The organism is Pararhodobacter sp. (genome assembly GCF_034676545.1).
Classification (GTDB): Bacteria; Pseudomonadota; Alphaproteobacteria; order Rhodobacterales; family Rhodobacteraceae; genus Pararhodobacter.
In genome coordinates this window covers 2,346,403-2,372,112 of the sequence record NZ_JAUCBZ010000015.1, presented here as the reverse complement: position 1 = coordinate 2,372,112, position 25,710 = coordinate 2,346,403, and the positions used below count along the sequence as shown (strand labels likewise).

Annotated in this window: 19 protein-coding genes and 5 pseudogenes; 6 read left to right on the top strand and 18 right to left on the bottom strand. The window is 64.6% G+C overall.

Going from position 1 to position 25,710, the window contains the following annotated elements; genetic code table 11:
• Positions 1-7 precede the first annotated feature (7 nt).
• Both VDQ28_RS15145 and VDQ28_RS15140 read left to right on the top strand, forming a co-directional pair.
• Positions 8-796: a xanthine dehydrogenase family protein subunit M gene (locus tag VDQ28_RS15145; RefSeq protein ID WP_323036722.1), complete on the top strand. Its 789-nt coding sequence runs from the start codon at positions 8-10 to the stop codon at positions 794-796.
• A 148-nt stretch (positions 797-944) separates the two neighbouring features.
• Positions 945-1,304, top strand: coding sequence for a YbaN family protein (locus tag VDQ28_RS15140; protein ID WP_323038141.1), 360 nt, complete (start codon positions 945-947; stop codon positions 1,302-1,304).
• Between the two features lie 11 nt (positions 1,305-1,315).
• Here the strand turns inward: VDQ28_RS15140 and queA are convergent.
• Positions 1,316-2,363: pseudogene (gene queA, locus VDQ28_RS15135) on the bottom strand (tRNA preQ1(34) S-adenosylmethionine ribosyltransferase-isomerase QueA).
• Positions 2,364-2,448: 85 nt separating this feature from the next.
• Between queA and VDQ28_RS15130 the strand changes: the two are divergent.
• Together VDQ28_RS15130 and prfB are read left to right on the top strand one after the other, a co-directional pair.
• Positions 2,449-2,907, top strand: a complete 459-nt coding sequence (locus VDQ28_RS15130) for a peroxiredoxin (RefSeq protein WP_323036721.1) — start codon at positions 2,449-2,451, stop codon at positions 2,905-2,907.
• 102 nt (positions 2,908-3,009) lie between these two features.
• Positions 3,010-4,137: a peptide chain release factor 2 gene (gene prfB / locus VDQ28_RS15125; protein WP_323036720.1), complete on the top strand. Its 1,128-nt coding sequence runs from the start codon at positions 3,010-3,012 to the stop codon at positions 4,135-4,137.
• Positions 4,138-4,141: 4 nt separating this feature from the next.
• Here prfB and VDQ28_RS15120 read toward each other — a convergent pair whose 3' ends face one another.
• Positions 4,142-4,321, bottom strand: coding sequence for a hypothetical protein (locus tag VDQ28_RS15120; protein WP_323036719.1), 180 nt, complete (start codon positions 4,319-4,321; stop codon positions 4,142-4,144).
• 293 nt (positions 4,322-4,614) lie between these two features.
• Here VDQ28_RS15120 and VDQ28_RS15115 point away from each other — a divergent pair, with 293 nt between their 5' ends.
• Positions 4,615-5,400, top strand: a complete 786-nt coding sequence (locus VDQ28_RS15115) for a DUF2189 domain-containing protein (RefSeq protein ID WP_323036718.1) — start codon at positions 4,615-4,617, stop codon at positions 5,398-5,400.
• Between the two features lie 236 nt (positions 5,401-5,636).
• On the opposite strand, the pseudogene VDQ28_RS15110 reads toward VDQ28_RS15115, so the two are convergent.
• The 6 genes and pseudogenes from VDQ28_RS15110 to VDQ28_RS15085 all read right to left on the bottom strand — a co-directional run.
• Positions 5,637-6,149, bottom strand: a pseudogene (locus tag VDQ28_RS15110) (bactofilin family protein); the annotation flags it as partial.
• Positions 6,139-6,477 carry a M23 family metallopeptidase gene (locus tag VDQ28_RS15105; RefSeq protein WP_323038140.1) on the bottom strand — a complete coding sequence of 113 codons (339 nt, stop codon included), beginning with the start codon at positions 6,475-6,477 and terminating at the stop codon, positions 6,139-6,141. The gene VDQ28_RS15105 and the pseudogene VDQ28_RS15110, both read right to left, overlap by 11 nt.
• Before the next feature lie 99 nt (positions 6,478-6,576).
• Positions 6,577-7,469: pseudogene (locus tag VDQ28_RS15100) on the bottom strand (DUF5930 domain-containing protein); the annotation flags it as partial.
• A gap of 184 nt (positions 7,470-7,653) precedes the next feature.
• Entirely contained in the window at positions 7,654-8,502 is an 849-nt protein-coding gene (locus VDQ28_RS15095) for a ferritin-like domain-containing protein (protein WP_323036717.1), read from the bottom strand.
• On the bottom strand, positions 8,499-10,430 hold the full coding sequence (locus VDQ28_RS15090) for an acetyl/propionyl/methylcrotonyl-CoA carboxylase subunit alpha (protein WP_323036716.1): 1,932 nt from the start codon (positions 10,428-10,430) through the stop codon (positions 8,499-8,501). Before VDQ28_RS15090 ends, VDQ28_RS15095 begins: the two co-directional genes overlap by 4 nt.
• A 145-nt stretch (positions 10,431-10,575) precedes the next feature.
• Positions 10,576-12,180, bottom strand: coding sequence for a carboxyl transferase domain-containing protein (locus VDQ28_RS15085; RefSeq protein WP_323036715.1), 1,605 nt, complete (start codon positions 12,178-12,180; stop codon positions 10,576-10,578).
• 374 nt (positions 12,181-12,554) lie between these two features.
• Here VDQ28_RS15085 and VDQ28_RS15080 point away from each other — a divergent pair, with 374 nt between their 5' ends.
• Positions 12,555-12,917: a type II toxin-antitoxin system HicB family antitoxin gene (locus VDQ28_RS15080; RefSeq protein WP_323036714.1), complete on the top strand. Its 363-nt coding sequence runs from the start codon at positions 12,555-12,557 to the stop codon at positions 12,915-12,917.
• A 2-nt stretch (positions 12,918-12,919) separates the two neighbouring features.
• Here VDQ28_RS15080 and VDQ28_RS15075 read toward each other — a convergent pair.
• From VDQ28_RS15075 to VDQ28_RS15030, 10 genes and pseudogenes are all read right to left on the bottom strand, one after another.
• Positions 12,920-14,470 (bottom strand): annotated as a pseudogene (locus VDQ28_RS15075) (AMP-binding protein).
• On the bottom strand, positions 14,467-14,985 hold the full coding sequence (locus VDQ28_RS15070; RefSeq protein WP_323036713.1) for a hypothetical protein: 519 nt from the start codon (positions 14,983-14,985) through the stop codon (positions 14,467-14,469). Before VDQ28_RS15070 ends, VDQ28_RS15075 begins: the two are co-directional and overlap by 4 nt.
• The gene (locus VDQ28_RS15065; RefSeq protein ID WP_323036712.1) at positions 14,982-15,479 is read right to left on the bottom strand and encodes a lysozyme inhibitor LprI family protein; all 498 of its coding nucleotides are present in this window, start codon (positions 15,477-15,479) and stop codon (positions 14,982-14,984) included. The genes VDQ28_RS15070 and VDQ28_RS15065 overlap by 4 nt, the downstream gene beginning before the upstream one ends.
• The gene (locus tag VDQ28_RS15060) at positions 15,476-16,639 is read right to left on the bottom strand and encodes an isovaleryl-CoA dehydrogenase (RefSeq protein ID WP_323036711.1); all 1,164 of its coding nucleotides are present in this window, start codon (positions 16,637-16,639) and stop codon (positions 15,476-15,478) included. The genes VDQ28_RS15065 and VDQ28_RS15060 overlap by 4 nt, the downstream gene beginning before the upstream one ends.
• A gap of 191 nt (positions 16,640-16,830) precedes the next feature.
• Complete coding sequence (locus VDQ28_RS15055) at positions 16,831-17,151, bottom strand: hypothetical protein (RefSeq protein WP_323036710.1); 321 nt, start codon at positions 17,149-17,151, stop codon at positions 16,831-16,833.
• A gap of 7 nt (positions 17,152-17,158) precedes the next feature.
• A pseudogene (locus tag VDQ28_RS15050) lies at positions 17,159-18,530 on the bottom strand (cytochrome P450).
• A 20-nt stretch (positions 18,531-18,550) separates the two neighbouring features.
• Positions 18,551-19,774 carry a hypothetical protein gene (locus tag VDQ28_RS15045; protein WP_323036709.1) on the bottom strand — a complete coding sequence of 408 codons (1,224 nt, stop codon included), beginning with the start codon at positions 19,772-19,774 and terminating at the stop codon, positions 18,551-18,553.
• A 62-nt stretch (positions 19,775-19,836) separates the two neighbouring features.
• Positions 19,837-20,589 carry a cytochrome c biogenesis CcdA family protein gene (locus tag VDQ28_RS15040; RefSeq protein WP_323036708.1) on the bottom strand — a complete coding sequence of 251 codons (753 nt, stop codon included), beginning with the start codon at positions 20,587-20,589 and terminating at the stop codon, positions 19,837-19,839.
• 88 nt (positions 20,590-20,677) lie between these two features.
• Positions 20,678-23,812, bottom strand: a complete 3,135-nt coding sequence (locus tag VDQ28_RS15035) for an Rne/Rng family ribonuclease (RefSeq protein WP_323036707.1) — start codon at positions 23,810-23,812, stop codon at positions 20,678-20,680.
• A gap of 524 nt (positions 23,813-24,336) precedes the next feature.
• Positions 24,337-25,695, bottom strand: coding sequence for a sigma-54-dependent transcriptional regulator (locus VDQ28_RS15030; protein ID WP_416349392.1), 1,359 nt, complete (start codon positions 25,693-25,695; stop codon positions 24,337-24,339).
• Positions 25,696-25,710 lie beyond the last annotated feature (15 nt).

Below are 25,710 nucleotides of genomic sequence, written 5' to 3'. Positions count from 1 at the left end.
GCTGGAAATGTATAGCTTCGAACTCATGAAACCCACCACCCTGGCCGAAGCGATCTCGGCGCTGTCGGGTGACGAGGCACAGGCGCTGGCGGGCGGGCAAACGCTGATCCCGTCGATGAAACAGCGGCTGAACGCGCCCGCGACCCTGGTCAGCCTGACCGGGATCGCGGATCTGGTGGGCCTGCGCCGCGAGGGCGAGACGCTGGTGATCGGCGCGGGCACGACTCATGCGCAGGTCGCGCGCGAGGCGGGCGCGCACTATCCGGCCCTTGCCGCCCTGGCGGGGGGCATTGGCGATCCGGCGGTGCGCAATCGCGGCACGATTGGCGGGTCCTTGGCCAACAACGACCCCTCGGCGTGTTATCCGGCGGCGGTGCTGGCCTCGGGTGCGACGATCATCACCAACACGCGCGAAATCGCCGCGGATGACTTTTTCGACGGGATGTTCGCCACGGTCCTGCATGAGGGTGAGATCATCACCGCGGTGCGGTTTCCGATCCCGCAAAAGGCAGCTTACGCGAAATTCCTGCAACCGGCCTCGCGCTTTGCCTTGACCGGGGCGTTTGTGGCGCAATTTGCCGACGGGGTGCGGGTGGCGATCACCGGGGCCTCCGAGGGTGGCGTGTTCCGCTGGTCCGAGGCGGAAGCGGCGCTGTCCGGCAATTTCAGCGCCGAGGCGCTGTCGGGTCTGTCAGCCTCGGCCGAGGGTTTGATCGGCGATCTGCACGGCACGCCGGAATACCGGGCCAATCTGGTGGCGGTGATGACCCGCCGCGCGGTGGCCGCGGCGCACTAGAACAGACGACGGGTTGGGACCCGAAGAAAGGAGGGCTTTGGCCCTCCTTTCTTGACGTCCGGGCCGTGCCGCGTATTTTTTGACGGTGCAGCGCTGGTCAGACCCGGTGACGTGGCCTATCTATCCGCTATCACTTGGGGGCAAGATGCTGCGGGTATTCTGGACAGTTTCGGGCGGGTTCGCGCTGGCGTTGGGGGTCATCGGCATCGTTGTGCCGCTGCTGCCGACCACGCCATTGCTGCTGCTTGCGGCGTTTTGTTTCGCGCGATCCTCGCCCCTGCTGGAAATGTGGCTGATCGAGCACCCGCGCCTTGGCCCGCCGATCCGCGATTGGCGCGCCGAGGGGGCAATCTCGACACGGGGAAAAACCCTGGCGGTGGTGGCCATCGCCGCGACGTTTGGCCTCAGCGTGGTGCTGCGGCTGCCGGGCACCGTGTTGAGCATTCAGGCGGTCACGCTGGGCCTTGTCACGCTGTTCATCCTGACCCGCCCCAGCCCGACGCTGTGATCAGCCACACCTTACGGGATCAACAACGACGAGTCGCCGTAGGAAAAGAACCGATATTCTTGCGCAATGGCATGGGCATAGACGGCGTCGATCACCGGCTTGCCCATCAGGGCCGAGACCAGCATCAGCAACGTCGATTTGGGCAGGTGGAAATTGGTCATCAAGCCGTCAACCGCCTGAAATGCAAAGCCGGGATAGATGAAAATATCCGTCTCGCCGCGCCACGGTTCCACGCGGCCAGAGCGCGCGGCGCTTTCGATCAGACGCAGAGCCGTGGTGCCGACGGCAATCACCCGCCCCCCGCCAGCGCGCGTGGCGTTGATCTCGGCGGCGGCCTGTGCGCTGACCTCGCCCCATTCGGCGTGCATCTTGTGGGTGGTGACATCCTCGACCTTGACCGGCAGAAAGGTGCCCGCGCCGACATGCAGGGTCACCTCGGTGGTGGCGACGCCCTTGGCGCGCAGGGCGTCCAACAGCGCGCTGTCGAAATGCAGGCTGGCGGTGGGGGCGGCGACGGCACCGGATTCACGGGCGAACACGGTCTGATAATCCTCGCGATCCTGCGCATCGGCGGCGCGGCGCGAACTCGATATAGGGCGGCAGCGGCATACGCCCGGCGGCATCCAGCGCCGCGTCGAAATCAGACCCGGAGAGCGTGAAATCGAGCACCGCTTCGGCCTCGTCCTTGCCGCGCACGACCGCCGAAAGGGCCTCGGAGAACACCACCCGATCCCCCGCCGCGAGCTTGCGCAACGGGCGCGCCAACGCCCGCCAGCCGCCATCGCTTGCCGGACCGATCAGCGTGACCTCGACCTTGGCGCGGCCCGAGCCGTCGCGCGTCTCGCGCTGGCGTTCGCCAAACAGCCGCGCCGGGATCACGCGGGTGTTGTTCAGGATCAGCCGATCGCCGGGGCGCAAGATGTCGATCAGGTCCGACACATGACGATCGGCCATCGTGCCGCCCTCGACATGCAACAGCCGCGCGGTCGGGCGCGGGCGCACCGGGCGCGTGGCGATCAAACCCTCGGGCAGATCAAAGTCAAAATCGCTCAGTTTCACGGCAAACCTCGGAAAATATCGGCCCCAGCCCTTTACCCTTCCGGCATCAACTCTACAACTCACGCAAGCAACAAGGAGAACCCCCATGAACATCGGCGATATGGCCCCGGATTTCACCGCCCCCACCGAAACCGGCGAGGCCCTGACCCTGTCCAGCCTGCGCCCCGGGCCTGTGGTCCTGTATTTCTACCCGCGCGACGACACGCCCGGCTGCACCACCGAGGCCAAGGATTTCACCGCGCTGGCGGCCGAGTTCAAGGCCGCCGGGGCGCGGGTGATCGGCGTCAGCAAGGACAGCGTGGCCAAGCACGGCAAGTTCATTGCCAAGCATGATCTGGGCGTGACGCTGGTCTCGGACGAGGCAGGCACGCTGTGCGAAGACTACGGTGTTTGGGTCGAGAAAACCCTGTACGGCAAGACCTCGATGGGCATCGAGCGCGCGACCTTCCTGATTGATGCCGCGGGCAAGATCGCGCAGGTCTGGCGCAAGGTGAAGGTCAACGGCCACGCCGAGGCGGTTCTGGCGGCGGTCAAAGCCCTGTAGCAATCCCCGCGCCTGCCCTTGCCTGTAAATCCGCGTCGCGGTATCAGACGCGGCAACGGGCGGGCGCAACTCCCCTGCCCCACGGTGAACAAGGACGGCCCCATGCGCGCAGAAACCCAATCCACGATCGAGACCATCAACAAGTCTCTGTCGCTGCTGGCCAAGCGCATGGATTGGGAAACCGCCAAGCATCGCCTGGAAGAATTCGACGCGATGATCGAAGATCCGAACCTGTGGAACGATCAGGAGCGCGCGCAAAAGCTGATGCGCGACCGCCAGCAATTGCTGGAGGCGATCGAGACCTACGAGACGATCAAGCGCGATCTGACCGACAATATCGAGTTGATCGAAATGGGCGAGGCCGAGGGCGACAAGGATATCGTGTCCGAGGCCGAGGCGGCATTGAAGGCGCTGGGCGTGAAAGCCGCGGCCAAGGAATTGGAAGCGCTGCTGGACGGCGAGGCCGACGCGAACGACACCTATCTGGAGATCAACTCGGGCGCGGGTGGCACGGAAAGCTGCGATTGGGCGTCGATCCTGGCGCGCATGTATGTGCGCTGGGCCGAGAAAAAGGGCTATAAGGTCGAATTGACCTCGGAGACGTCGGGCGAGGAAGCGGGTATCAAATCGGCGGCCTACAAGATTTCCGGGCACAACGCCTATGGCTGGCTGAAATCGGAAAGCGGCGTGCATCGGTTGGTGCGGATTTCGCCCTTTGACAGCGCGGCGCGGCGGCATACCTCGTTCAGTTCGGTCTGGGTCTATCCGGTGGTCGATGACAACATCGAGATCGAGGTGCCCGACAAGGATATCCGCATTGATACCTATCGCTCGTCGGGGGCGGGTGGTCAGCACGTCAACACGACCGACTCGGCGGTGCGGATCACCCACCACCCCACCGGCATCGTGGTGACCAGTTCCGAGAAATCGCAGCACCAGAACCGCGATATCGCGATGAAGGCGTTGAAATCGCGGCTCTATCAGTTGGAGCTGGACCGCCGGAACGCGGCCATCAACGAGGCGCATGAAAACAAGGGCGATGCGGGCTGGGGCAACCAGATCCGCAGCTATGTGTTGCAGCCCTATCAGATGGTCAAGGATCTGCGCACCGGGCATGAGACCTCGGACACGCAAGGCGTGCTGGATGGCGATCTGGATGGGTTCATGGCGGCGACGCTGGCGATGGATGCCTCGGGCAAAAGCCGCGCCGATGCACAGGGCGACGACTGAGCGTTCAGAATTTCAGGCTGTGAATGTAGCGTGCCAGTCGGCTGAAATCCGGCCGACTGCGCGGGCTGCAATGGCGCGCGCGCCCGGCAAGCGAGGCTTCGATGCGGGTGATGATGTCGAGATCGGACAGCAGCGTCACGGCAACGGGTGTCGCACTCTGGGGTTTGGGGCGTGCGTGAACCATGGCGAGGTCTCCGGGGTTTGGGGTGCGCTTGGGTGCGTCTTTGTGACCATAAGTCGACCCACGCGCCGCTTTGGTTCAAAGAAAACCCGGTACCTGGGTGCGGCTGTCGCGCGAGGCGGCTTGGCCGCACCCCCTTCTGCGAGGCGCAAGGCGGCATGGTGATCACGTCAGGCGTGATCCCGGCGGTGCCGGCCACCGGACACGGCAGACGCCCCGTCAAAGCGCATTGCGTCATCGTCCTGCCATGCTAGGTTCACCCGAACGCGCGCGCGCGAACGCTCTTTGGAGGATCCATGTCAGACACCACACCACACCACGCCCCGGCGGCCACACTTCCCGACCCATCGCGCATCACCACGGGCGATCTGTGGGATTGCCTGCGCCTGGGGCTGCACGATTTCAAACGCGCGCCGCTGTATGGCATCCTGTTCAGCGCGTTTTACGTTCTGGGCGGTATGGTGATGTACGCGATTTTCGCCGCCTCGGCGGCGGAATACTGGTTCATCCCCATCGCCGTGGGCTTTCCCATCCTCGCACCTTTCGCCGCCACCGGCCTCTATGAGGTCAGCCGCCGCCTGGAAAATGGCGATGCCTTGGGGCTGGGGTCGGTCTTTGGTGCGGTCTTTGCGCAAAAGGATCGGCAGGTGCCGTCCATGGCGATGTTCGTCCTGCTGGTGTTCATGTTCTGGGTGTTTCTGGCGCATACGATCTTTGCGCTGTTCTTCGGCCTTCAGCCCATCACCGACTCGTCGCTGACCATGCTGTTCACCGGCAACGGATTGATGATGCTGCTGGTCGGCACGGCGATTGGTGGTGTCATGGCGTCGATGTTCTACGCCCTGACCGTGGTCAGCCTGCCACTGCTGCTGGACCGGGAGGTCGATTTCATCACCGCGATGATCACCAGCTTTGCCTGTGTCACAACCAATCCGGTGGTGATGGCAATCTGGGCCGCGACCATTGCGCTGGGGCTTTTCATCGGCATGGTGCCGCTGTTCTTGGGGCTGTTCATCGTGCTGCCGATGTTTGGTCATGCCAGTTGGCATTTGTACCGGCGTTTGTTGGCAAAGCCGGACTAACCCAGCGGACGAACGCAAACGGGGGGCCAGTTGGCCCCCCGTTTCAGGTGTCGCCGTGATGCGGCGACACTGAGACTTCGTGCCTCAAGGCTTTTTCGAATCAACCGGGGGTTTGGGGGCCGCGGGCCGAAACGATGCCGATGCGGCCTCGGGCGCGGCCGGACGGGGCGCGTTGTTCGAGGGCGACGGGTTTTCGCTGGGCCGCGGCTGTGCCGATGCAGCCGGGTTCGGGGCGGCGGAGTCGGGGCGGCGGCCTGACGCTGCTGGGTTGGCTGCTTGGTCGCCAGAGGATCATCCTGACGCTGCACCGAACCTTCAAAATGCGCGCCCGATTCAATGGCGATGGTCTTGTGGATGATATCCCCCTCGACGCGCGCGGTAGAGGTCAAGCGGACCTTGAGACCGCGCACGCGGCCAATCACGCGGCCATTGATGACGATGTCATCCGCGACGATCTCGCCGCGAATCGTGGCACTTTCACCCACAATCAACAGATGCGCGCGGATATCGCCATCCACCACGCCCTCGATGTTGATATCGCCGGTGGTGCGCAGGTTGCCGGTGATCTGAAGATCGGACGACAGCGCCGAGGCCACGGGTTTGTTGCGCGGCGCGGTCTCGGACGGTGCGCCGCCCTGATCCAGCGAAGGACGCGGTACGAAACCGGAGGCCGGGCTTTTTTGTGGCTCAGGGGCGCGCGGGGGTTCAGCGCGTGGGGCGGTTTCGTTGATCCTGCTCTTAGAAAACATTCTGTGCTGCCCTTATATAGGTCAAAGGATTGATGGGTCTGCCACCAACACGGATTTCATAGTGCAAATGAACCCCGGTGGACCGGCCTGTCGTGCCCATAGCACCAATTCGATCCCCGCGCGAGACCCTTTGGCCCTCGGTCACGTTGATGCGATGCAAGTGCGCGTAATACGTCTCAATGCCGAATTCATGCTGAATGGTAACCAGATTGCCAAAGCCGCTTTGCCGTCCGGCATGGGTGACAATGCCATCGGCGGTTGCGTAGATCGGCGTGCCCTGTGGCCCGGCCCAGTCAACGCCATTATGAGACCGCGAACGGCCGGTCATCGGGTCGCGGCGCGTACCAAAGCCCGAGGTGCGGCGCACCCCCGAGACGGGAATCGCGAACGGCGTGCGCTCGGCCGCGATTCGGTAGAGATCAATCTCGGACAGCGCGGCCAGCACGGTATTGGCGCGCAACTCGTCGCCTTGCGGGTCCAGCGTGCCGCTGGTCGAGATGGAAATCGGCGACAGCGAGGCTTGCCGCGTCTGATAGCCGGAGCGCACCTGCTGAAGGATTTGCTCGGGCGGCAGCCCGGCGGCGCGGAACATGCGCTCCAGCGGCAGCATCGAGGTTTCGACGGCTTCTTCGAGCTGAGAGAAAATGCGGGTGTTGCGATCCTGGATCAGGCGGTATTCCAGCGCCAGATGTTCAACCTGCTGGGCCGCACCATCGGCCATGGCGCGCATCGCTTCGCGCTCATCGGCGGTCTCGCCAAGCGCGCTCATCAGGAAGTCGAGCGTCTGCTCGACCTCGGCCAATTGCTGCCCGGCGACGATCAGTTCGGCATTGGTATCGGCGGATTCCAGTTCGGCCAGGCGCGTCATCGCGGCATTGCGTTGATCCAGCAAGCTGCGCAGATTGGATTGCAAGGTGTCGATGCCTTGCGTCAGCTCCATGATGCGCTGTTCGCTGCTCAGGATCTGGCCCTGCATGGTGGCAACCCGGTCCATCGCCTCGCCATAGCGGTTGTGCGCGGCCTGTGCCTCGGCGTCGGATTGATCACGCTGGGCGGCGATGTCGTTCAGGCGGGTCTCGAAATACATCTGTTCGCGCTGCGCCGAGGCGCGCATGTCGTTCGAGCCCACCACCTCGAAGAACAGAATCGAGGTCGCCACCAGGCTCCAGGCCATGTAGCTGATCGTGCCCGTCAAGATCACGGCCTGCGAAACCGCCGCAGCCGCACAAACCGGGTGCTGTTTTCAGAGCGCAAAAACAAACGTTTTTCAGGAAGATAGCGTTCCAACGCGTGGTTCAGTCTTTCGATCCAAGCCTTCACAAATGTCCCTCGCTGAGCATGGCGCCTTACTTGACCACCGCGCGCGCGGGGCGCGTGGCTTTTGCGCAACTGTTAACGTCCACCTCACGGTGCTGCAACTCTTTTGCAATCTGTTGCGGAGCCGCATCGCTCTGGATGCGGAAAATCGGCGAGAAACCGCCTGTTGGCCTGTCTTTCCACAGGCTTAGCTGTCGAATCGGGCGATGTTCGCGGGGTGTTCTTCGGTCAGTGGCCAGTAGAAATCCGGGGGAATTCCGGCTTCGGCGCGCTTTTCCTCGTTGAACGGTGGCTTGAGCAGGCCGTGAAAATACTGTCGCACCAGCGCGTGAAACGTGTCTTTCGGGTCGAGGTCATGGCGGCCGCAGAGAAAATGAAACCATTTTGAGCCATAGGCAACATGGCCCACTTCCTCGGCATAGATGGTTTCCAGTGCGGCAACCGCCTCTGTGACACCAGCGGCGCGGAACAGGTCGATCATGCCGGGGGTCACATCAAGGCCGCGCGCCTCGAGCACCATCGGCACAACCGCCAGCCGCCCCATGAAATCCGTGGCGGTATCCGAGGCGGCCTGCCACATATAGGCATGGGCGGGCATGGCCCCGTAATGGCTGCCCATCTGCTCAAGAACATCGCAGACAAGGTTGAAATGCTTGGATTCTTCGGCCGCCGACTTGACCCAGTCATCATAAAAGCCCAGCGGCATCCTGACCTCGGAAAACCGCGAGATGATGTCCCAATGCAGATCCACCGCGTTGAGTTCGATATGGGCGACGGCGTGGAGCAACGCCGTGCGCCCGCTCGCTTTGCCGGGGCGACGGCGCGGCATGTCGCGTGGCTCCAGCAGCACCGGCGTGTCGGGCCGCGCGGGGGTGTCGGGCGGGTTGCCGTGGCCGATCGGCATCGGCGTGCCCACCGCGCGCGCCGCGAACCAGGCCTCGGCGCAGCGTTTGGAAAAGGCGGTCTTGGCGCGCCCGTCGGCGGTGCGCAACACCGCGTCGGCACAGGCCGCCAGGGTGCCCGGAATGTCTGTCATTCCTCTTCGAGCACGATCAGCGCCGACCCGGCCTCGACCTGATCGCCCGCCTTGGCGTAAACGTCGGCCACCGTGCCATCACGGCCGGCGGTCAGGGTGTGCTCCATTTTCATGGCCTCCAGAACCGCCAGACGCGCGCCTTTCTCGACCACGTCACCGGCCTTGACGAACACCGATTTCACCAGACCCGGCATCGGTGCCAGCACCACCCCGGCCCCCGCGCCACCGTCGGCCACGACATCGAGCGGATCGTGGCGGGCGAAATGCACCGTCGTCGCGCCAAATACCGAGACCCGGGCGCGCGTGGAAATCGCCACGCCATCGGCGCGTTTGCCGTCGATCCACCACGCGCCCGCGCGCTGTTCGGCGCTCAATTCGGTGCCATCAATGCGCACGCCCCACCGGTCGTCAACGCGGGCCACGGCACAGTCATAGGCAGTCTCGCCAAGGCTCAAGGGAACCGATTGCCAGACCGGAGACCATAGGGAAAATCCTGCGAGTTCAGTGCCCTGCCCCGCGCCCGACGCCGCCAGCGCGGCCAGGGCCACGGCGGATTGCGAAACCTCGGGCTGCACGGTCAGGCGGTCGAGGTCACGGCCGATCAGGTCGGTATCGACGTCACCCGCCTTGAACCCCGCGTGCCGGGTCAGTGCGCCCAGAAAATCGAGGTTGGTCACCGAACCCGCGACTTGCGTCCCCTCGAGCGCGGCCTGCAGCCGGGCCAGCGCAATGGCGCGGGTCGGGCCGTGGGTGATGAGTTTGGCGATCATCGGATCGTACCACGGGCTGATCGTATCGCCCTGACGCACGCCGCTGTCGATGCGCGCGAAATCCGGGAACACCAGATGATCGAGCGTGCCGGTGGCGGGCAGGAACCCGGCGGGCACGTCCTCGGCATACAGGCGCGCCTCGAAGGCGTGGCCGTTGATTGTCAGATCTTCTTGCCGCGCGGGCAGGCTTTCGCCGGCGGCCACGCGCAATTGCCACGCGACCAGATCGACGCCGGTGATCGCCTCGGTCACCGGATGTTCGACTTGCAGACGGGTGTTCATTTCCATGAACCAGAACCCGTCGGTGCGCAGACCTTTGGAGCCATCGACGATGAATTCCACGGTGCCCGCGCCGGAATAACCGATCGCCTCGGCGGCCTTGACCGCCGCCTGACCCATCGCCGCGCGCATCTCGGCGGTCATGCCGGGGGCCGGGGCCTCTTCGATGACCTTCTGGTGACGGCGTTGCAGCGAGCAATCGCGCTCGAACAGATGCAGCGCGTGCGTGCCGTCGCCAAACACCTGCACCTCGATGTGGCGTGGTTTCTGGATGTATTTCTCGATCAAGACATGCGCGTTGCCGAACGCGGTCGCCGCCTCGCCCTGTGCCGATGCCAGCGCCTCGGCAAATTTTCGCGGATCCTCGACCAGCCGCATCCCTTTGCCACCGCCCCCCGCGACGGCCTTGATCAGCACCGGATAACCGATGTCCTTCGCCGCCTTGGCCAGATGTTCAGGGTCCTGATTTTCGCCCATATACCCCGGCACCACCGGCACGCCGGCCTCTTGCATCAGGGCTTTGGCGGCGTCTTTCAGGCCCATCGCCCGGATCGCTGTGGCCGAGGGGCCGATGAAGGTGAGGCCCGCGGCGGTGACCGCCTCGACGAAGTCGGGGTTCTCGGAGAGAAACCCATAGCCGGGATGGATGGCTTGCGCGCCGGTCTCAAGCGCCGCCTGAATGATGCGGTCGCCCTTGAGGTAGCTGTCGGCGGGGCGCGGGCCACCGATCAGAATGGCCTCGTCGGCCAGTGCGACGTGTCGGGCATGGGCGTCGGCCTCGGAATACACGGCCACGGTGCGCACGCCCATCGAGCGGGCGGATTGAATGACGCGGCAGGCAATTTCGCCCCGGTTGGCGATCAGGATCTTGCTGAACATGGTTTTGCTCCTCTGGCAAGCGACGGACGGGGGCGCTGCCCCCGAACCCCCGGAGTATTTTGGGCAAGATGAGATAGAGAACACAGGGTCATCGCGAGAAAACCCAAGGCTTTGGCGTGCTGCGCCGAGGCGGCGGGCGCGGTCATCACATCCGGAACACGCCGAAACGTGTGTCCTCGATGGGGGCATTCAGGGCGGTGGTCAGCGACAGTGACAGCACATCGCGCGATTTGCGCGGGTCGATGATGCCGTCATCCCAGAGCCGCGCCGAGGCGTAGAGCGGGTGCGACTGGCGCTCGAACATGTCCAGGGTCGGGCGCTTGAAGGCGGCTTCCTCGTCGGCCGACCACTGGCCGCCTGCCCGCTCGATCCCGTCACGCTTGACCGTGGCCAGAACGCCGGCCGCCTGTTCGCCGCCCATCACCGAGATGCGCGAGCTGGGCCAGGACCACAGGAAACGCGGCTGATAGGCGCGCCCCGACATGCCATAGTTGCCCGCGCCGAAGCTGCCGCCGATGATCATGGTGATTTTCGGCACGGCGGTTGTCGCCACGGCGGTTACCAGCTTGGCCCCATGCCGCGCGATCCCTTCGTTTTCGTATTTGCGCCCGACCATGAAGCCGGTGATGTTTTGCAGGAATATCAAGGGGATCTTGCGCTGGCTACACAGTTCGACGAAATGCGCGCCCTTCACGGCGGCCTCGGAAAACAGCACGCCATTGTTGGCGATGAGGCCGACCGGGCACCCTTTGAGATGGGCGAAGCCGGTGACCAGCGTTTCGCCGAAGCGCGGCTTGAATTCATCAAAGCGCGAGCCATCGACCAGCCGCGCGATCACCTCGCGGATGTCATAGGGCGTGCGCAGATCGGCGGGCACCGCGCCCAGGATTTCATCCGGGTCATAGGCCGGCTCTTCGGAGGGTTGCCAGAGCACGGTGTCGGGTTTGCGCCGGTTCAGGTGACCGATCGCGCGGCGCGCGAGGGCCAGCGCATGGGCGTCATCCTCGGCCAGATAATCGGCGACGCCAGACAGGCGCGTGTGCACATCGCCGCCGCCCAGATCCTCGGCGGTGACAATCTCGCCGGTGGCGGCCTTGACCAAGGGCGGCCCGGCGAGAAAGATCGTGCCCTGATCCTTGACGATGATGGTGACGTCCGACATCGCCGGAACATAGGCCCCGCCCGCGGTGCACGACCCCATCACCACGGCAATCTGCGGGATGCCGCGCGCCGACATGTTGGCCTGGTTGTAAAAGATCCGGCCGAAATGGTCGCGGTCGGGGAAGACCTCGTCCTGGTTGGGCAGGTTGGCGCCGCCCGAGTCGACCAGATAGACGCAGGGCAGATTGTTTTCCTGGGCGATTTCCTGGGCGCGCAGGTGCTTTTTCACCGTCATCGGGTAATAGGTGCCGCCCTTCACCGTGGCGTCGTTGCACACGATCATCACGTCAAGGCCCATGACCCGGCCAATGCCGGTGATCACGCCCGCGCCGGGGGCCGCGCCTTTGTACATGTCATGGGCGGCGGTCGCGCCGATCTCGAGGAACGGCGAGCCCGCATCGAGCAGGTTGGCCACCCGGTCGCGGGGCAGCATCTTGCCGCGGCTGACGTGGCGCGCGCGCGCTTTCTCGCCGCCACCCATCGTCGCATGCTGCGCGGCCTCGGCCACTTGCGCCAAAGCCTCGAGATGCGCGGCACGGTTGGCTTTGAAGGCGTCGGAGTTGGTCAGGACGGAAGATGTCAGGCGCATGGATCGCTCCCCTTAACGATATCATTTATTGATACTAAATAGGTGCTGTCGGGCTGTGGCGCAGCTTGGGTCGCAGGGTAACTGAAACCGCATGCAATCGCATACGGAGAAAGAGCACATATGAATGCATCCAAAGCGCCACGCACCCTGGCGGCGATATTCGACAAACCCGTCCGCTCCAACATTCGGTGGAGCGATATTGAAACACGGCGTCGTGCCCAAGGCGCGACGATCACCGAAGGCGCGGGCTCTCGCGTCAGGATTGCAGTGAACGGTGTGCGCGCGGTTTTCCATCGCCCGCACCCAAGACCCGAGACCGACAAAGGGGCCATCGTTGCCCTCCGACGGTTTCCAGGGGAGGCAGGTGTAACGCCATGACGCCCTATAAAGGATACTCTGCGTCTATCTGGTTGGACTCTGACGACCGCCTGTTTCATGGCACCGTCGAGGGCATCCGGGATGTGATCCACTTTTCTGGCGCATCCATCGACGAACTCGAAGCGTCGTTCCACGGCTCGGTGGACGACTATCTTGCTTGGTGTGCCGAAGACGGGAGAATGCCGGAAAAACCCTTTTCCGGAAAACTGGCGTTTCGCACAACGCCAGAGCACCACCGGTTGATCGCTGAGGCCGCGATGAAGCGCGCGCAATCCATCAATCAATGGATGGACGATGCCTTGACCGAGGCTGCCGCGCGAACCCTCGCCGAGGGACAACAAGCCCTGCGCAAGATGTGAACTCATTCGTCTTCCTCCACAGCGCGGCGTTTCAGCTCTTTGCGGATGATCTTGCCGGTGACGGTCATCGGCAGGTCATCGACAAAGCGCACCTCGCGCGGGACCAGATGCGCGCTGAGCCGGGTGCGGATGTGGGCTTGCAAAGCGGCCTCGGTGGTCTCGGCCCCCGGTTTCAGCACCACATAGGCGCGCACGCGCTCGGTGCGCACCGGGTCGGGCACGCCGATCACCGCCGCGACGGCCACGGCGGGGTGCCGAAGCAAGCAATCCTCGATTTCCGACGGGCCAATCCGGTAGCCGGCCGAGGTGATCACGTCATCGTCGCGACCGACAAAACGCAGGTAGCCCTGTTCCCACTGGCCCCGGTCGCCGGTCAGCATCCATGCGCCACGATACTTGTCGGCGGTTTCCTGCGGGCGGTTCCAATAGCCCAGCATCATCGAGGCCGAGCCGCGTTTGACCGCGATATCCCCCTCGGTGCCCTCGCCCAGCGGCCCCTCGGGACCCAGCACGGCCAGTTCATGCCCCGGCACCGGTTTGCCGATGCAGCCGGGGCGCACGGGAAACAGGCTGCTGGCGGATGAGGCGATCATGTTGCATTCGGTCTGACCGTAGAACTCGTTGATCTGCAAGCCAAAGGCGCGCTGCCCCCAGTCCAGCATCTCGGCCCCCAGCGGCTCGCCGCCCGAGGCCACCGAGCGCAACCCCGGCAGGGCCATATCCGCCGCCTTGAGCAATTTCAGCGCGGTCGGCGGGAAAAACACGTTGCGCACGCCGCCCGTGCGGATCACCTCGCGCGCGGCCTCGGGCGTGAATTTCGCCAGCCGCGCCGCGACCACCGGCACGCCAAGCGCCAGCCCCGGCATCAGCACATCGAACAAGCCGCCGATCCAGGCCCAATCCGCCGGCGTTCAGATCACGTCACCGGGCTGGCCCAGCCGATCATGGCTGATCTCGACGCCAGGCAGATGCCCGGTCAAAACCCGGTGCGCGTGCAGGGCCCCTTTGGGTGCCCCCGTCGTGCCCGAGGTATAGATCAGGATCGCCGGATCCTCGGCGGCGGTGTCAATCGGGTCGGGGCCGGTATCGGGCAGGTCTGCGGCCTCGGGAACATGCGCACCAATGGCCAGACCCGCCAGCAACGCCGCGCCCTCGGGATCGGTGATCACATGCCGCGCGCCGCTGTCCGCCAACCGCACCGACAGGGCGTCGGGGCCAAAAAGCTTGAACAATGGCAAAGAGATAGCCCCCAGCGACCAGATCGCCAGATGCGCCGCCGCGGTCCAGGGATCTTGCGCCCGCAACACGCCCACGCGGTCACCCCGTTGCACGCCCTGCGCCGCCAGATAGCCGGCCAAACGCCGTGTCATCCGCGCCAGATCGCCATAGGACACGTCGCGCCGCGCGCCGCCCGACAGATCCAGGATCGCCAGCCGGTCGGGCGTTTCCAGCCAGTCGAAACACGCCTGCCGCGCCATGTTCAGACGCGCGGGCGTGGGCCATGAAAACCCGGACACCAGTTCCTCATATGTTCCGTGTCTGGGCAATATCATCGGACCTGAACCCGCGCTTCGAGCCAAAACGCATGTTGCGCATTCAGCCGCATCTGACAGTCGATCTCTTCAGGCCCCATGTGCATCCCCTCCTCTTGCATCCCCTCCTCTTGCATCCCCTCCTCTTGCATCCCCTCCTCTTGCGCCCCCTCCTCTTGCGCCGCGCGCCACAGGCAGGCGGCGGTACGATACGCGGCAAAACCGGCGGCGATCTCGTCCATCGACGGCGCGGGCATTCCCAGCCGCGCGGCCTGCGCGACCACCTCGGCCTCGGCTGCGCGCAGCTGACCTTCAGCCGCCGCAATCCGCGCCAGCCAATAGGCATTCTCGGCCCCGAGACAGAGCCCGACACTCTGCGGCCCCGCCTCGCTCAGACAGGCCGTGGTGCCCAATCCGACGCAGAGCGCCCCGCCATTCGTCGCGCTGCACCCATCCACCATGCCGGCCGGAAATCCGATATCCGCCTGCGCAAAGGCTGGCCCGGCGGCGACAAGGATCAGGGCGGCGATCTTCATTCGTCGACCTGAAATCCGCGCAGCAACAGCGCTTGATCGGCGGTCACACGGGTCAGACATTCCGAATGCGCGCCACTTGCCCCGGTGCCACCCCACCATTGCAACTGCTCATAGGTGCAGGTCGCATCGCGGTAGGCAATCCAGGCGCGTTGCATGACCCGCAGCGCCTCCTCATCCGAGGGGCGATCCGGCGTCCCCTGCGTTCCCGATGTCGCGTCGATCCCGCGCGACCGGGTCACGGCGCGTTGATAAACGGCGTTGAGATAGCCGTCCCACCATTCATATTCCGCCCATGAACACGCCTGATGCGCCGGCGTGGACCAGCCGCCAAGCCTCTCCATACAGGCGTCAACCGCGATTCCAACGCAGTCCTGCCCGCCCCCGGCCTCGACACAGGCGGTCATCTGATCGGTGTCGAACCGGATCTGCTCGGCCTGGGCGGGCGCGCAGAGCGCGAGCCCGGCACAGAGCAGACTAACGCGCAGAGCGCTCATCCCATCGCACCCAACATCTCGCGCCCCACCAGCATCCGGCGGATTTCCGAGGTGCCCGCGCCGATCTCCATCAGCTTGGCATCGCGGAACAGGCGGCCGACCGGGCTGTCGCTCATGAACCCCGCCCCACCCATCGCCTGCACCGCCTGATGCGCCTGAACCATCGCCTGTTCCGAGGCATACAAACAACAGGCCGCCGCATCCGCCCGCGTCACCTCGCCCCGGTCACAGGCCTTGGCCACTTCATAAACATAGGCGCGCGACGAGTTCATCGCCGTGTACATATCCGCCATCTTGCCCTGCATCAGCTGGAACGAGCCGATCGGCTGGCCGAATTGCTTGCGGTCGCGCATATAGGGCATGATCTCGTCAAGGCAGGCGGCAATGATCCCCGGCCCGATTGCGGCCAGAACCACCCGCTCATAATCCAGGCCCGACATCAGCACACGCACGCCGCGGCCTTCCTCGCCCAGGATATTCTCGAACGGCACTTCGACATTCTCGAACACCAGTTCGGCGGTGTTCGAGCCACGCATCCCCATCTTGTCGAAATGCGGCGAGGTCGAGAACCCGGCCATGCTTTTCTCGATCAGGAAGGCCGTGATCCCCTTCGAGCCTGCCGAAGGGTCGGTCTTGGCATAAACCACCAGCGTCTCGGCATCCGGCCCGTTGGTGATCCAGTATTTCGTGCCGTTCAACACGAAACGGTCGTTCTTTTTCTCGGCCCGCAGGCTCATCGAGACAACATCCGACCCGGCACTCGCCTCGGACATCGCCAGCGCGCCGACCTTGGCACCGCTCACCAGATCGGGCAGGTATTTCGCCTTTTGCTCGGGCGTGCCGTTCAGTTTGATCTGGTTCACACACAGGTTGGAATGCGCCCCATAAGACAGGCTGACCGAGGCCGAGGCCCGGGCGATTTCCTCGACCACCACCGCATGGGCCAGATAGCCCATCCCGGCCCCGCCATATTCCTCCGCAACGGTGACGCCCAACAGACCCAGATCCCCCATCTCGCGCCACAGCGCGGCCGGAAATTCATTGCTGCGATCAATCTCGGCCGCCATCGGGCGCACGCGATCCTGTGCCCAACGATGCACGGTATCGCGCAGCGCATTCACATCATCGCCCAGATCAAATTTCATGGATGCAGTGTACATGGCCATCTCTCCCCAGTGCGCAGCCCGGTGCGCAATCGCCGCTTATTGAACGCTCGTTCAATAAATAACGCGCCCCTCGGATTCGAGTCAAACAAATTCACACGCCAGCCCATCACCGCCCGGTCTTTGTTCCATAAATATCCTCGCCGAAGGCACGCAGATTTGCCCGGGCCGCAAGGACCGGGCAAATTTCAACTATCTTGCCGCCGCAGGCGGCTCCTTATCGAAAGACCAGCAGTGCCCAGGCGGTCCGCCAGACCGCCATGACCCGCAGCAGGATTTTCCACGCAGCCGGGGGGGGCCGACAAGGCCGTCAACAGCGATCTCCGCAGTGTATTGCCATCGTCGATGATCACCCAGCAATACCGCACCATGAACAAGTGCGCGCCGAACACTTTGATCCAGGCCCGGATGTGCGGCTTCGGCGTGTCCCGGACAAGGTCATCGCCCAGCGTCATCCGAAACCCAGTGTCATCCGAAACAAGGTCGCCCGCCAGGCTTGCATTTGCCAAATCGCCCCTAGCGCGGCGTGATTTTCAACCAGATCCCGGTGCGCGAGCGAACCGTCAGAAGGGCAACCGGTTCCGGCAATCGCGCCTCAAGCACACTGAAACGATAGGCGCGCGCCAGCATGGCCAGCAGCAGCGGCCCCTCGATCATCGCGAATCCCGCCCCCGGACAGACGCGCGGCCCGATCGAGAACGGCAAAAAGGCCTGCCGCGCCGCGGCCTTGCCTTCGGGGGTGGACCACCGTTCCGGGCAGAACGCATCGGCATCGCGCCACATATCCTGATGGCGCCCCAGATACCACGGGCTGACCACGGCCTGCGCGCCCTTGGGCACGGGGCGGCCGGCGAAACTCGGCCGGGCACGCGGCTTCGCGCACCATCATCGGCACCGGGGGGTAAAGGCGCAGCGCTTCGCGGAACACGTCGCGCGCCAGTTTGAGGCGGCTGATGGCGCCGAACTCCACCGCGGCGTCCGGGTCATCGCCCAGCACGGCTTCGGCCTCGGCAGCGACCTGCGCCTGGGTGTCAGGGTCCAGCGCCAGGGTGAACAGCGCCCAGCCAAGCGCCGAGGCCGAGGTCTCATGGCCCGCGAGAAAGAACACCGCCACCTGGTCGATCATCTCGGCATTGCCAAAGATCTCGCCGGTTTGCGGGTCGGCGGTGGTCATGATTTTCGTCGCCAGATCATCGGGCGCGGTGCCGGCCTTGATCGCGTGCCGGCGGGCTTCGACCAGATCGCGGATGATCACCCGGATGCGCCGCGCCGATGTCACCGTCGCCCGCCGGTGGAACCGGGGCATCCAGCGCGGCAAGGGCAGGAACGCGCGCAGATTCAGCAGCGGTTGCGTGCCTTGATAGCTGCGAAATTCGTGGAACACCGCGCTTGCGGCGGCATCCTCGATCGGTACGGAAAACAGCGTGCGAAAGATCACATCCGCCGTGACGTGGCTCATTTCGGCCTCCATCTCGACCGCGCGACCGTCCGCCAGGGGCGCCAGACGCGCCACGCAGGACCGCGCCGCCGCCAGCATCGCCGGGAAGGTATCGCGCAGCCGCCCCCCCTCGAAGGCGGGGTCGATGATACGGCGCTGGCGCTCCCATTGTGGGCCATTGGTCAGGAACACCCCCTGCCCCAGCAACGGCTCCAGCCCCGCCACCATGCGCGGTGATTTGGGAAAATCGCCGGGGTGCTGGGTCAGGACATGGCGCCACAAGGCCGGGTCATTGACCAGAAACGTGTGCAGGAACGGAATGCGGAACTCGGCCATTTTCGCGCGATAGAGGCGCTCGGGGTTGGCCGACAGGATGTCACGCCGGAACGAACGGATGTAGCGCCAAAGACCGAAGCCGCGCGCGCGCGAGGGCGGTTTGGGCGGGATGATCAGGGGTTTGTGTGGTTGTGTCATGGCAACGACCGATGCGGAGAGAGCGCCCGCGCAATGCGGCTGGGTGACGGTTTGCGGCCCTGATAGCGCGCGCTCAGGGTCTGGGGCCCCGCGGTGATCTGGAAATAATCGTAATCGCGGGGCGCATCGAACGCGGCGAGATACTGGAAATGCAGTTGAAAGAACTTGCGGCGCAGGCGTGTCCAGGTCGGCGGCGTGAGGGCCTCGCTGAAGGCCGCCGAAATCACCAAAGGCCAGCGTTGATCGGGCGGCGCGACCCCGGTGACGGCCACCGGATCGCACAGGCCGAAACAGACGCCGTCGGCCTTGGCGGTGATGTCGATCCAGGTGATCGCCGCGCTGTTCGAGAGGGCGCGCAGATCCTGCCGCAAGCGGTGCGCATGGGGCAGAAAGCTCTGCACCGGGATCGCCTCGCCAAGGGTCAACAGCGCCAGGGCTGGGCCGTCCTTGGGCACCCCGCTGCGCAGCACTTCGGCCACCACCGACACCGCCAGCGACGCGCCCGAGGAATGGCCGATCACCAGAACCTCGTCGACACCACCCTCGATCAGCGCCTTGCGCACCTGCGTGGCGAAATCGGTCAGCCGAAGGGCCAGCGCCGGGTCATAGCGGCCCCGATGCGCGGCGGTATAGGCAAAATCATAGAGCAGATAATAGACGAACAGCTTGGCATCCCAGCGTTGAAACGCCTTAAGAAGCGCCACCGCAAACCCCAGGCCAACGCCCCAGGCCACCAGACTCATCAGCCAGCCGCCACCCGTGAGCCACATCAGGCCCGCGCCCAGCCCCCAGCCCGCGAGACCCGCCACCAGCAATTGCCCGACCAGCATGCCCGACGGCCAAAGCCCCGCCAGCATCGGCCCGGGGCGCAGCCGGATCATCGCCCACAGAGCGCCCGTCGAGATGAAAATCCACAGCGTGCGCACCAGCAGCAGATAGGCCGAAAACACGCCGCGCTGCATGGAGGCTTGCACCAGATCGGCCCAAGCCAGAACGGTAACATGGGTGTCGGTGATCTGGCCGTCGATGTCGGTCTGCACGGTCCAGCCATAGCCCTCGGCGGCGGTGTCTTGCGCGGCCATGCTGAGCGCATAGCCCGAAATCTCGGCCTGTTTCACCCCCTCGCGGCGATACAACTCCCGGTAGCGGCGCGGCGGAAACGGGTCATAGCCGGGCACATAAAACACCCGCCGCCGTTTGACCTGTTGTGTGCTCTGCATGGTCTGCCCTGCCCCTGTCCCGGGTGCAGGCTATGCCGCTTCGCAGGCTTTGAAAACCCGGATTACCCGAGGTTTCCGAAGGCCGGGAAGGTTTCCAGCAGCCAGAACGAGAAACTGGCCATCCAGCCGGTGATCAACGCGATGCCGACGACGATCAGCAGCACGCCCATCGCCTTTTCAATGGTGCCCAGCCACGGTTTGATCCGGTTCATCAAGGTCATCGAGCGGCTGATGAAAATCGCCGCCAGCAGGAACGGCAGGCCCAGCCCGATGGCATAGACCCCCAACAAGGACGTGCCGCGCATCACCGAATCCTCGGAGGCGGCCAGCGTGATGATCATGCCCAGAATCGGCCCGATGCAGGGTGTCCAGCCAAAGGCAAAGGCCAGCCCCAGCACATAGGCGCCAAACGCCGAACCGCCGCGGTCGCCGGCATCCAGACGCGCCTCGCGCATCAGGAACCCGATGCGGAACAGGCCCAGGAAATGCAGCCCCATGACCACCACCACAACTCCGGCGATCTGGGCAAAGGTTTCGCGGTAGGCCAGAAAGATCTGGCCAAGGCTGGAGGCGGTGAAGCCAAGGAACAGGAACACCGTGCTCAGGCCCATGACGAAAAACAGCGCGGGCAAGGTGGCGCGACTGGGGCCTTTGCGGTTTTCGGTCAGGTCGCGCATCGAAATGCCCGACATATAGGCCAGGTAGGGCGGCACGATCGGCAGCACACAGGGGCTGAGGAAGGACAACAGACCGGCCAGCAGCGCCACCGCCAGCGACGGCATCAGGGCGGCGTCAAAAAGGTCGATTCCGAACATCACATGCGCTCCGGGTTGGGCCTGTCCCTCATAGACACGCGCCCCCCGTTCGTCACGAGGGGCGCGGTCACGTTCGTATCAGCCGCACTCAGCCGCGCGACCACCAGCCGATGCGCCGTGGTTTGGCGGGCTTTGGCGGCTCGGGCTCTGAAACCGGTGCGACGACGGGGTCAGCGGCGGTTTCGGCAGTTTCGGCGGCCTCGGCCACGTCGGGCGATGGCGTTTCGACAGGCGCTTCGAGCGGCGTGTCGGCCGGGGCCTCGATCGGCGCCTCCGCAGGGGTCTCCACGGGGGGCGCGACGGGGGCCTCGATGGGCTGCTCGACGGGGGCCTCCACCGGGGTCGGAGCGGGCTCGACCGGGGTCTGGGCAGGCTCGTCCGGGGTCGCGGCGTCCGGGGTGGCGGCGTCCGGGGTGGCGGCCTCGGCGGCCGGTGCGGCCTCGTCGGTCACCTTCTTGCGGCGCGTGCGGGTGCGCTTTTTCGGGGCCGGAGCCTCGTCAGCCGCGGCCTCGGCCGCCACATCGGGGGTGTCAGCCGCCTCGGCCTCACCCTCAACCGGCTTTTTGCGCGTGCGGGTCCGCCGCTTGCGCACGGGTTTTGCCGGCTCTTGCGCCGTGGCATCCGCGCCCTCGACCGGCGTTGTCACGCTTTGGTCGGTGTCGCTGTCCTCATCATCGGAGGACTCGTCGCTATCGTTGTCGTTGTCGCTGGTATCCAACTCATCATCCGCGCGGCTGTCGCCATTCTGACCACCGCGCCGCCGCCGACGCCGCCGCCGCTTGCGCTTGTTGCCGTCCCCGCCATCCGCCGAGTCGCCATTGCCATCCGCGCCATTCGCCTCGGCGACCGTGCTCTCGACAACGGTTGCCTCGACGATCTCGGACTCGTCCTCATCCACGCTGGTATCGCTGAATTCGTCGTCGATATCCGACATCGTCTTGGTGTCGAACGACACGACCGCCGATGTCGGAGGCGCCACGATCCGCGTCGCGGTCTTGAACTTTTCAATCGAATAATCCGGGCTGATCAACGAGGTATCCGCCTCGAGGCGGATCGCCATCCCGTAGCGGATCTCGATCTGGGCGATGCGCTCACGCTTTGAATTGAACAGATAGTTGATGATCTCGATCGGCGCTTTGACCAGCACTTCCTTGGAGCGGTTGCGCGTGCCCTCTTCCTCGATGGCGCGCACGATTTGCAGCGCCAGCGAATTGTCCGACCGGATCAGACCCGTGCCATGACAATGCGCGCAAGGCTGGGTGGTGGCCTCCAACATGCCCGGACGCAGGCGTTGGCGGCTCATCTCCATCAAACCAAAGGCCGAGATGCGCCCGACCTGAATGCGCGCGCGATCCGTGCGCAGCGCATCCTTCATGCGCTTTTCCACGGCGGCGTTGTTCTTGCGCTCTTCCATGTCGATAAAGTCGATGACGATCAGACCCGCAAGGTCGCGCAGGCGCAACTGGCGGGCAACTTCGTCGGCGGCTTCAAGATTGGTCTTGAGCGCGGTGTCCTCGATCGACCCTTCGCGCGTCGATTTGCCCGAGTTCACGTCGATGGCGACCAAAGCCTCGGTCACGCCAATGACGATATAGCCGCCCGATTTCAACTGAACGGTCGGGTTGAACATGCTGCCCAGATAGCTTTCGACCTGGAACCGCGCGAACAAGGGCATCTGATCACGATAGAGTTGCACGTTTTTCGCGTGCGACGGCATGATCATCTTCATGAAGTCCTTGGCGGTGCGATAGCCGCCCTCGCCCTCGACCAGCACTTCGTCGATGTCTTTGTTGTACAGATCGCGGATCGACCGCTTGATCAGGTTGCCCTCTTCGTAGATCGGCGCCGGGGCCACGGATTTCAGCGTCAGCTCGCGGATCTGCTCCCAGACGCGGAACAGATACTCATAGTCGCGGCGAATCTCTGGCTTGGTGCGCTGCGCCCCCGCCGTGCGGATGATCAGGCCAGCGCCCTCGGGCACCGAGATTTCACCGGCGATTTCCTTGAGCTTCTTGCGGTCGGCGGCGTTGGTGATCTTGCGGCTGATACCGCCACCGCGTGCCGTGTTGGGCATCAAGACGCAGTACCGACCGGCCAATGACAGGTACGTGGTCAGCGCTGCGCCCTTGTTGCCGCGCTCTTCCTTGACCACCTGCACCAGCATGATCTGACGGACCTTGATGACTTCCTGGATCTTGTAGCGGCGCGCGCGGGGGCGGCGTGGTGGGCGTACTTCGTCCGACACGTCTTCATCCGCGACCGATTCGATCTGGTCGTCGTTCTGGCTGGCAAAATCCGCGGCGCGGTATGGTTTTTCCGGCTCGTCATCATGCGAACCCAACTCGTCGGAATGGTCAGAGTTGGCGTCATCCTCGAGTTCAACGACGTCCATCGCGCCATAGGTGCGCGTCTCCATCCCCTCGGAGTTGGCGGCCATCGGGCGGCCATTGCCGGGGGCGGGGGTGTCGTCGGTGGTCTCGGCGGGTGACGATTCCACCGGCGCGGCCTTGGGCGTTTCCGCCTCTGGCGCGGCATGGGGCGTTTCCGCCTCTGGCGCGGCACCCGGTGCTGCGGCGGCGTCTGCCTCGGCCACGGACGCGGCCTCCACAGCCGTGTCGGCGGCGCCGTCGGCCGGGGCTTCGACCGATTGCGCCTCGATTACCGGCGCGTCAGCGTGTTCGCTGATCCCGGCATCCTGCGCGACGGGTTCGGCCACGGCATTCTCGGTGTCCTGCGCCTCGGCGTCTGCATCCTGCGACGTTTGCGCGTTATCATCGCCGTCCGAATTCGACCGGCGGCGACGCGAGCGGCGGCCAGAGGGGTTGCCACCCTCGGACGCGGCATCGGTGCTGTCATGAGCGCCATTGCGGCCACCGTTGCCGCCATTACCGTTGCCGTTGCCGCCATTGCCGTTGTCATCATCATGTGACCGGGCAAGCGCACGCTCTTCCTCAAGCAAGGCGCGACGATCCGCGACGGGGATCTGGTAATAATCCGGATGGATTTCGGCGAACGCCAGAAAACCGTGACGGTTGCCGCCGTAATCGACAAAGGCCGCCTGGAGCGACGGCTCGACGCGGGTTATCTTGGCGAGGTAGATGTTGCCAGCCAGCTGGCGCTTGTGGATGGTCTCAAAATCAAATTCATCAACCTTGTTTCCGTCCACGACCACGACGCGGGTTTCTTCCGCGTGCGTGGCGTCAATAAGAAGTTTCTTTCCCATAGGATCCTACTTGCCCCATGCCGCCTTCCCCGCAGCCCCGAAGGGCCACGCGGTCTGCTGTCATGGGGGATTGTGTGGGCGATGCCAAACGTCAGCAAACGGAGGGCGTCGCGCTTGCGCGTCCCATTCACGTCATGTGCTGATGCGTCCCTTTGCATCGCGGTTTCATGCTCCGGCGTCCGGCCGCAAAGCGCGGTGGACACCCGTTCTAAGCCGGGCGGACGCGGTGCCGCGCCTGACATTTCTACGGCCAACCTGGGCCGATCCCGCCTGCGCATCGACCGAAAACCGGAAATTGCAGGCTGTGAATTCCGTGAGAGGTGCGCGTCGCGCACTTCAGCCCTACAAACATAGGGGCTAAGACCCCTCCACCGCAATGGCAAAATGTCGATTGTGGCCAGACAATTCACACATTCACGAAAAACGTCAGTGGATTCAACACCTGCTTGGGGTGCAAAACCCGGCGCACCCCATGGCTTGTGCCTCACAACCCAGGCGCGAGCGCCTGCCTGCGATCCGCGCCGTCAGACATAGTCGCCGCGGCTCAGCCCGTATTTGGCCATTTTCTCGTTCAACGTGCGGCGCGGCAGACAGAGTTCCTCCATCACCGCGACGATCGACCCCTTGTGACGGCGCATGGTGTTGTCGATCAAGGTGCGCTCGAAGGCTTCGACATAGTCTTTCAGCGGCTTGCCCTCGGTGGTCAGCGCCCCGCCCGAGGCCTCGTTCTCGGCCATCACCAGTGACACCACCGACCCGGAACCGCGACGGTTTTGCAGCACCGCCTGTTCGGCAATCGAGATCAACTGCCGGATGTTGCCCGGCCATGGCGCTTGCAGCAGATAGGCCGCGTCCTGGGCCGAGAGATCCGGTGCCGGACAGCCATATTCCTCTGCATAATCCTCGGCGTAGCTCTTGAACAGCGCCAGAATATCCTCGCCCCGGTTGCGCAGTGGCGGCAAGGTCAGCTTCATCGCCGCCATGCGATAATAGAGGTCGGGCCGCAGGATATCCTCCAAGGAGTTGCCCGGCCGGTGCGCGTTGCATACGGCGACGATCCGGGTCTCGGGCGGGGTCGCCTGCGCGTTGATGAAGCTGAGCAACCGCCCCTGCAACGCCGGGCTCAACGCCTCGACGTCTTCCAGACACAGCGTGCCGCCGCGCGCCTCTTCGGTCAGCGGCAAGCCGCCGGTTTCAACCGGGCCAAACAGCCGCGCGGCCAGTTGGTCGTCATCCAGCCCGAAACACGAGACCGACACGAAACGCTTGCCCGCCCGCGGCCCGACGGCGTGCAAGGCATGGGCCACCAGCGTTTTCCCGGTGCCGGTTTCGCCGTCGATCAACACATGCCCATCGGCCTGCCCGAAATCCAGAATATCCTCGCGAAGCCGCACCATTTCGGCCGAATTTCCCACCAGACGCCGCATGATCGTGGTGCCATCGGCCAATTCATGGCGCAGCGCCCGATTCTCGAGCGCCAGACTGCGCGCCTTGAGGGCATTGCGCGCCAGGTCCGTCATGCGCTCAGGATCAAACGGCTTTTCCAGGAAATCAAACGCCCCGAGGCGCATTGCCTCGACCGCCATCGGCACATCGCCGTGACCGGTGATCAAAATGACCGGCAAACTCGCGTCCATCCCCATCAACCGCTTGAGAAAGGCCATGCCATCCATGCCCGGCATCCGGATATCGGTGACCACGATGCCGGGAAAATCAGGGCCCACAACCGCCAGGGCTTCTTCGGCGCTGGCATAGGTTTCGGGCGTGAAACCGGACAGCGACAACCATTGGCTGATCGAGGCGCGCATGTCCTGCTCGTCATCGACCACCACGATGCGCGAGGGGCTGCGGCTGATCTGCGTGACGCTCTCGCTGGCGTTCATAGGGGTTCTCCTCGA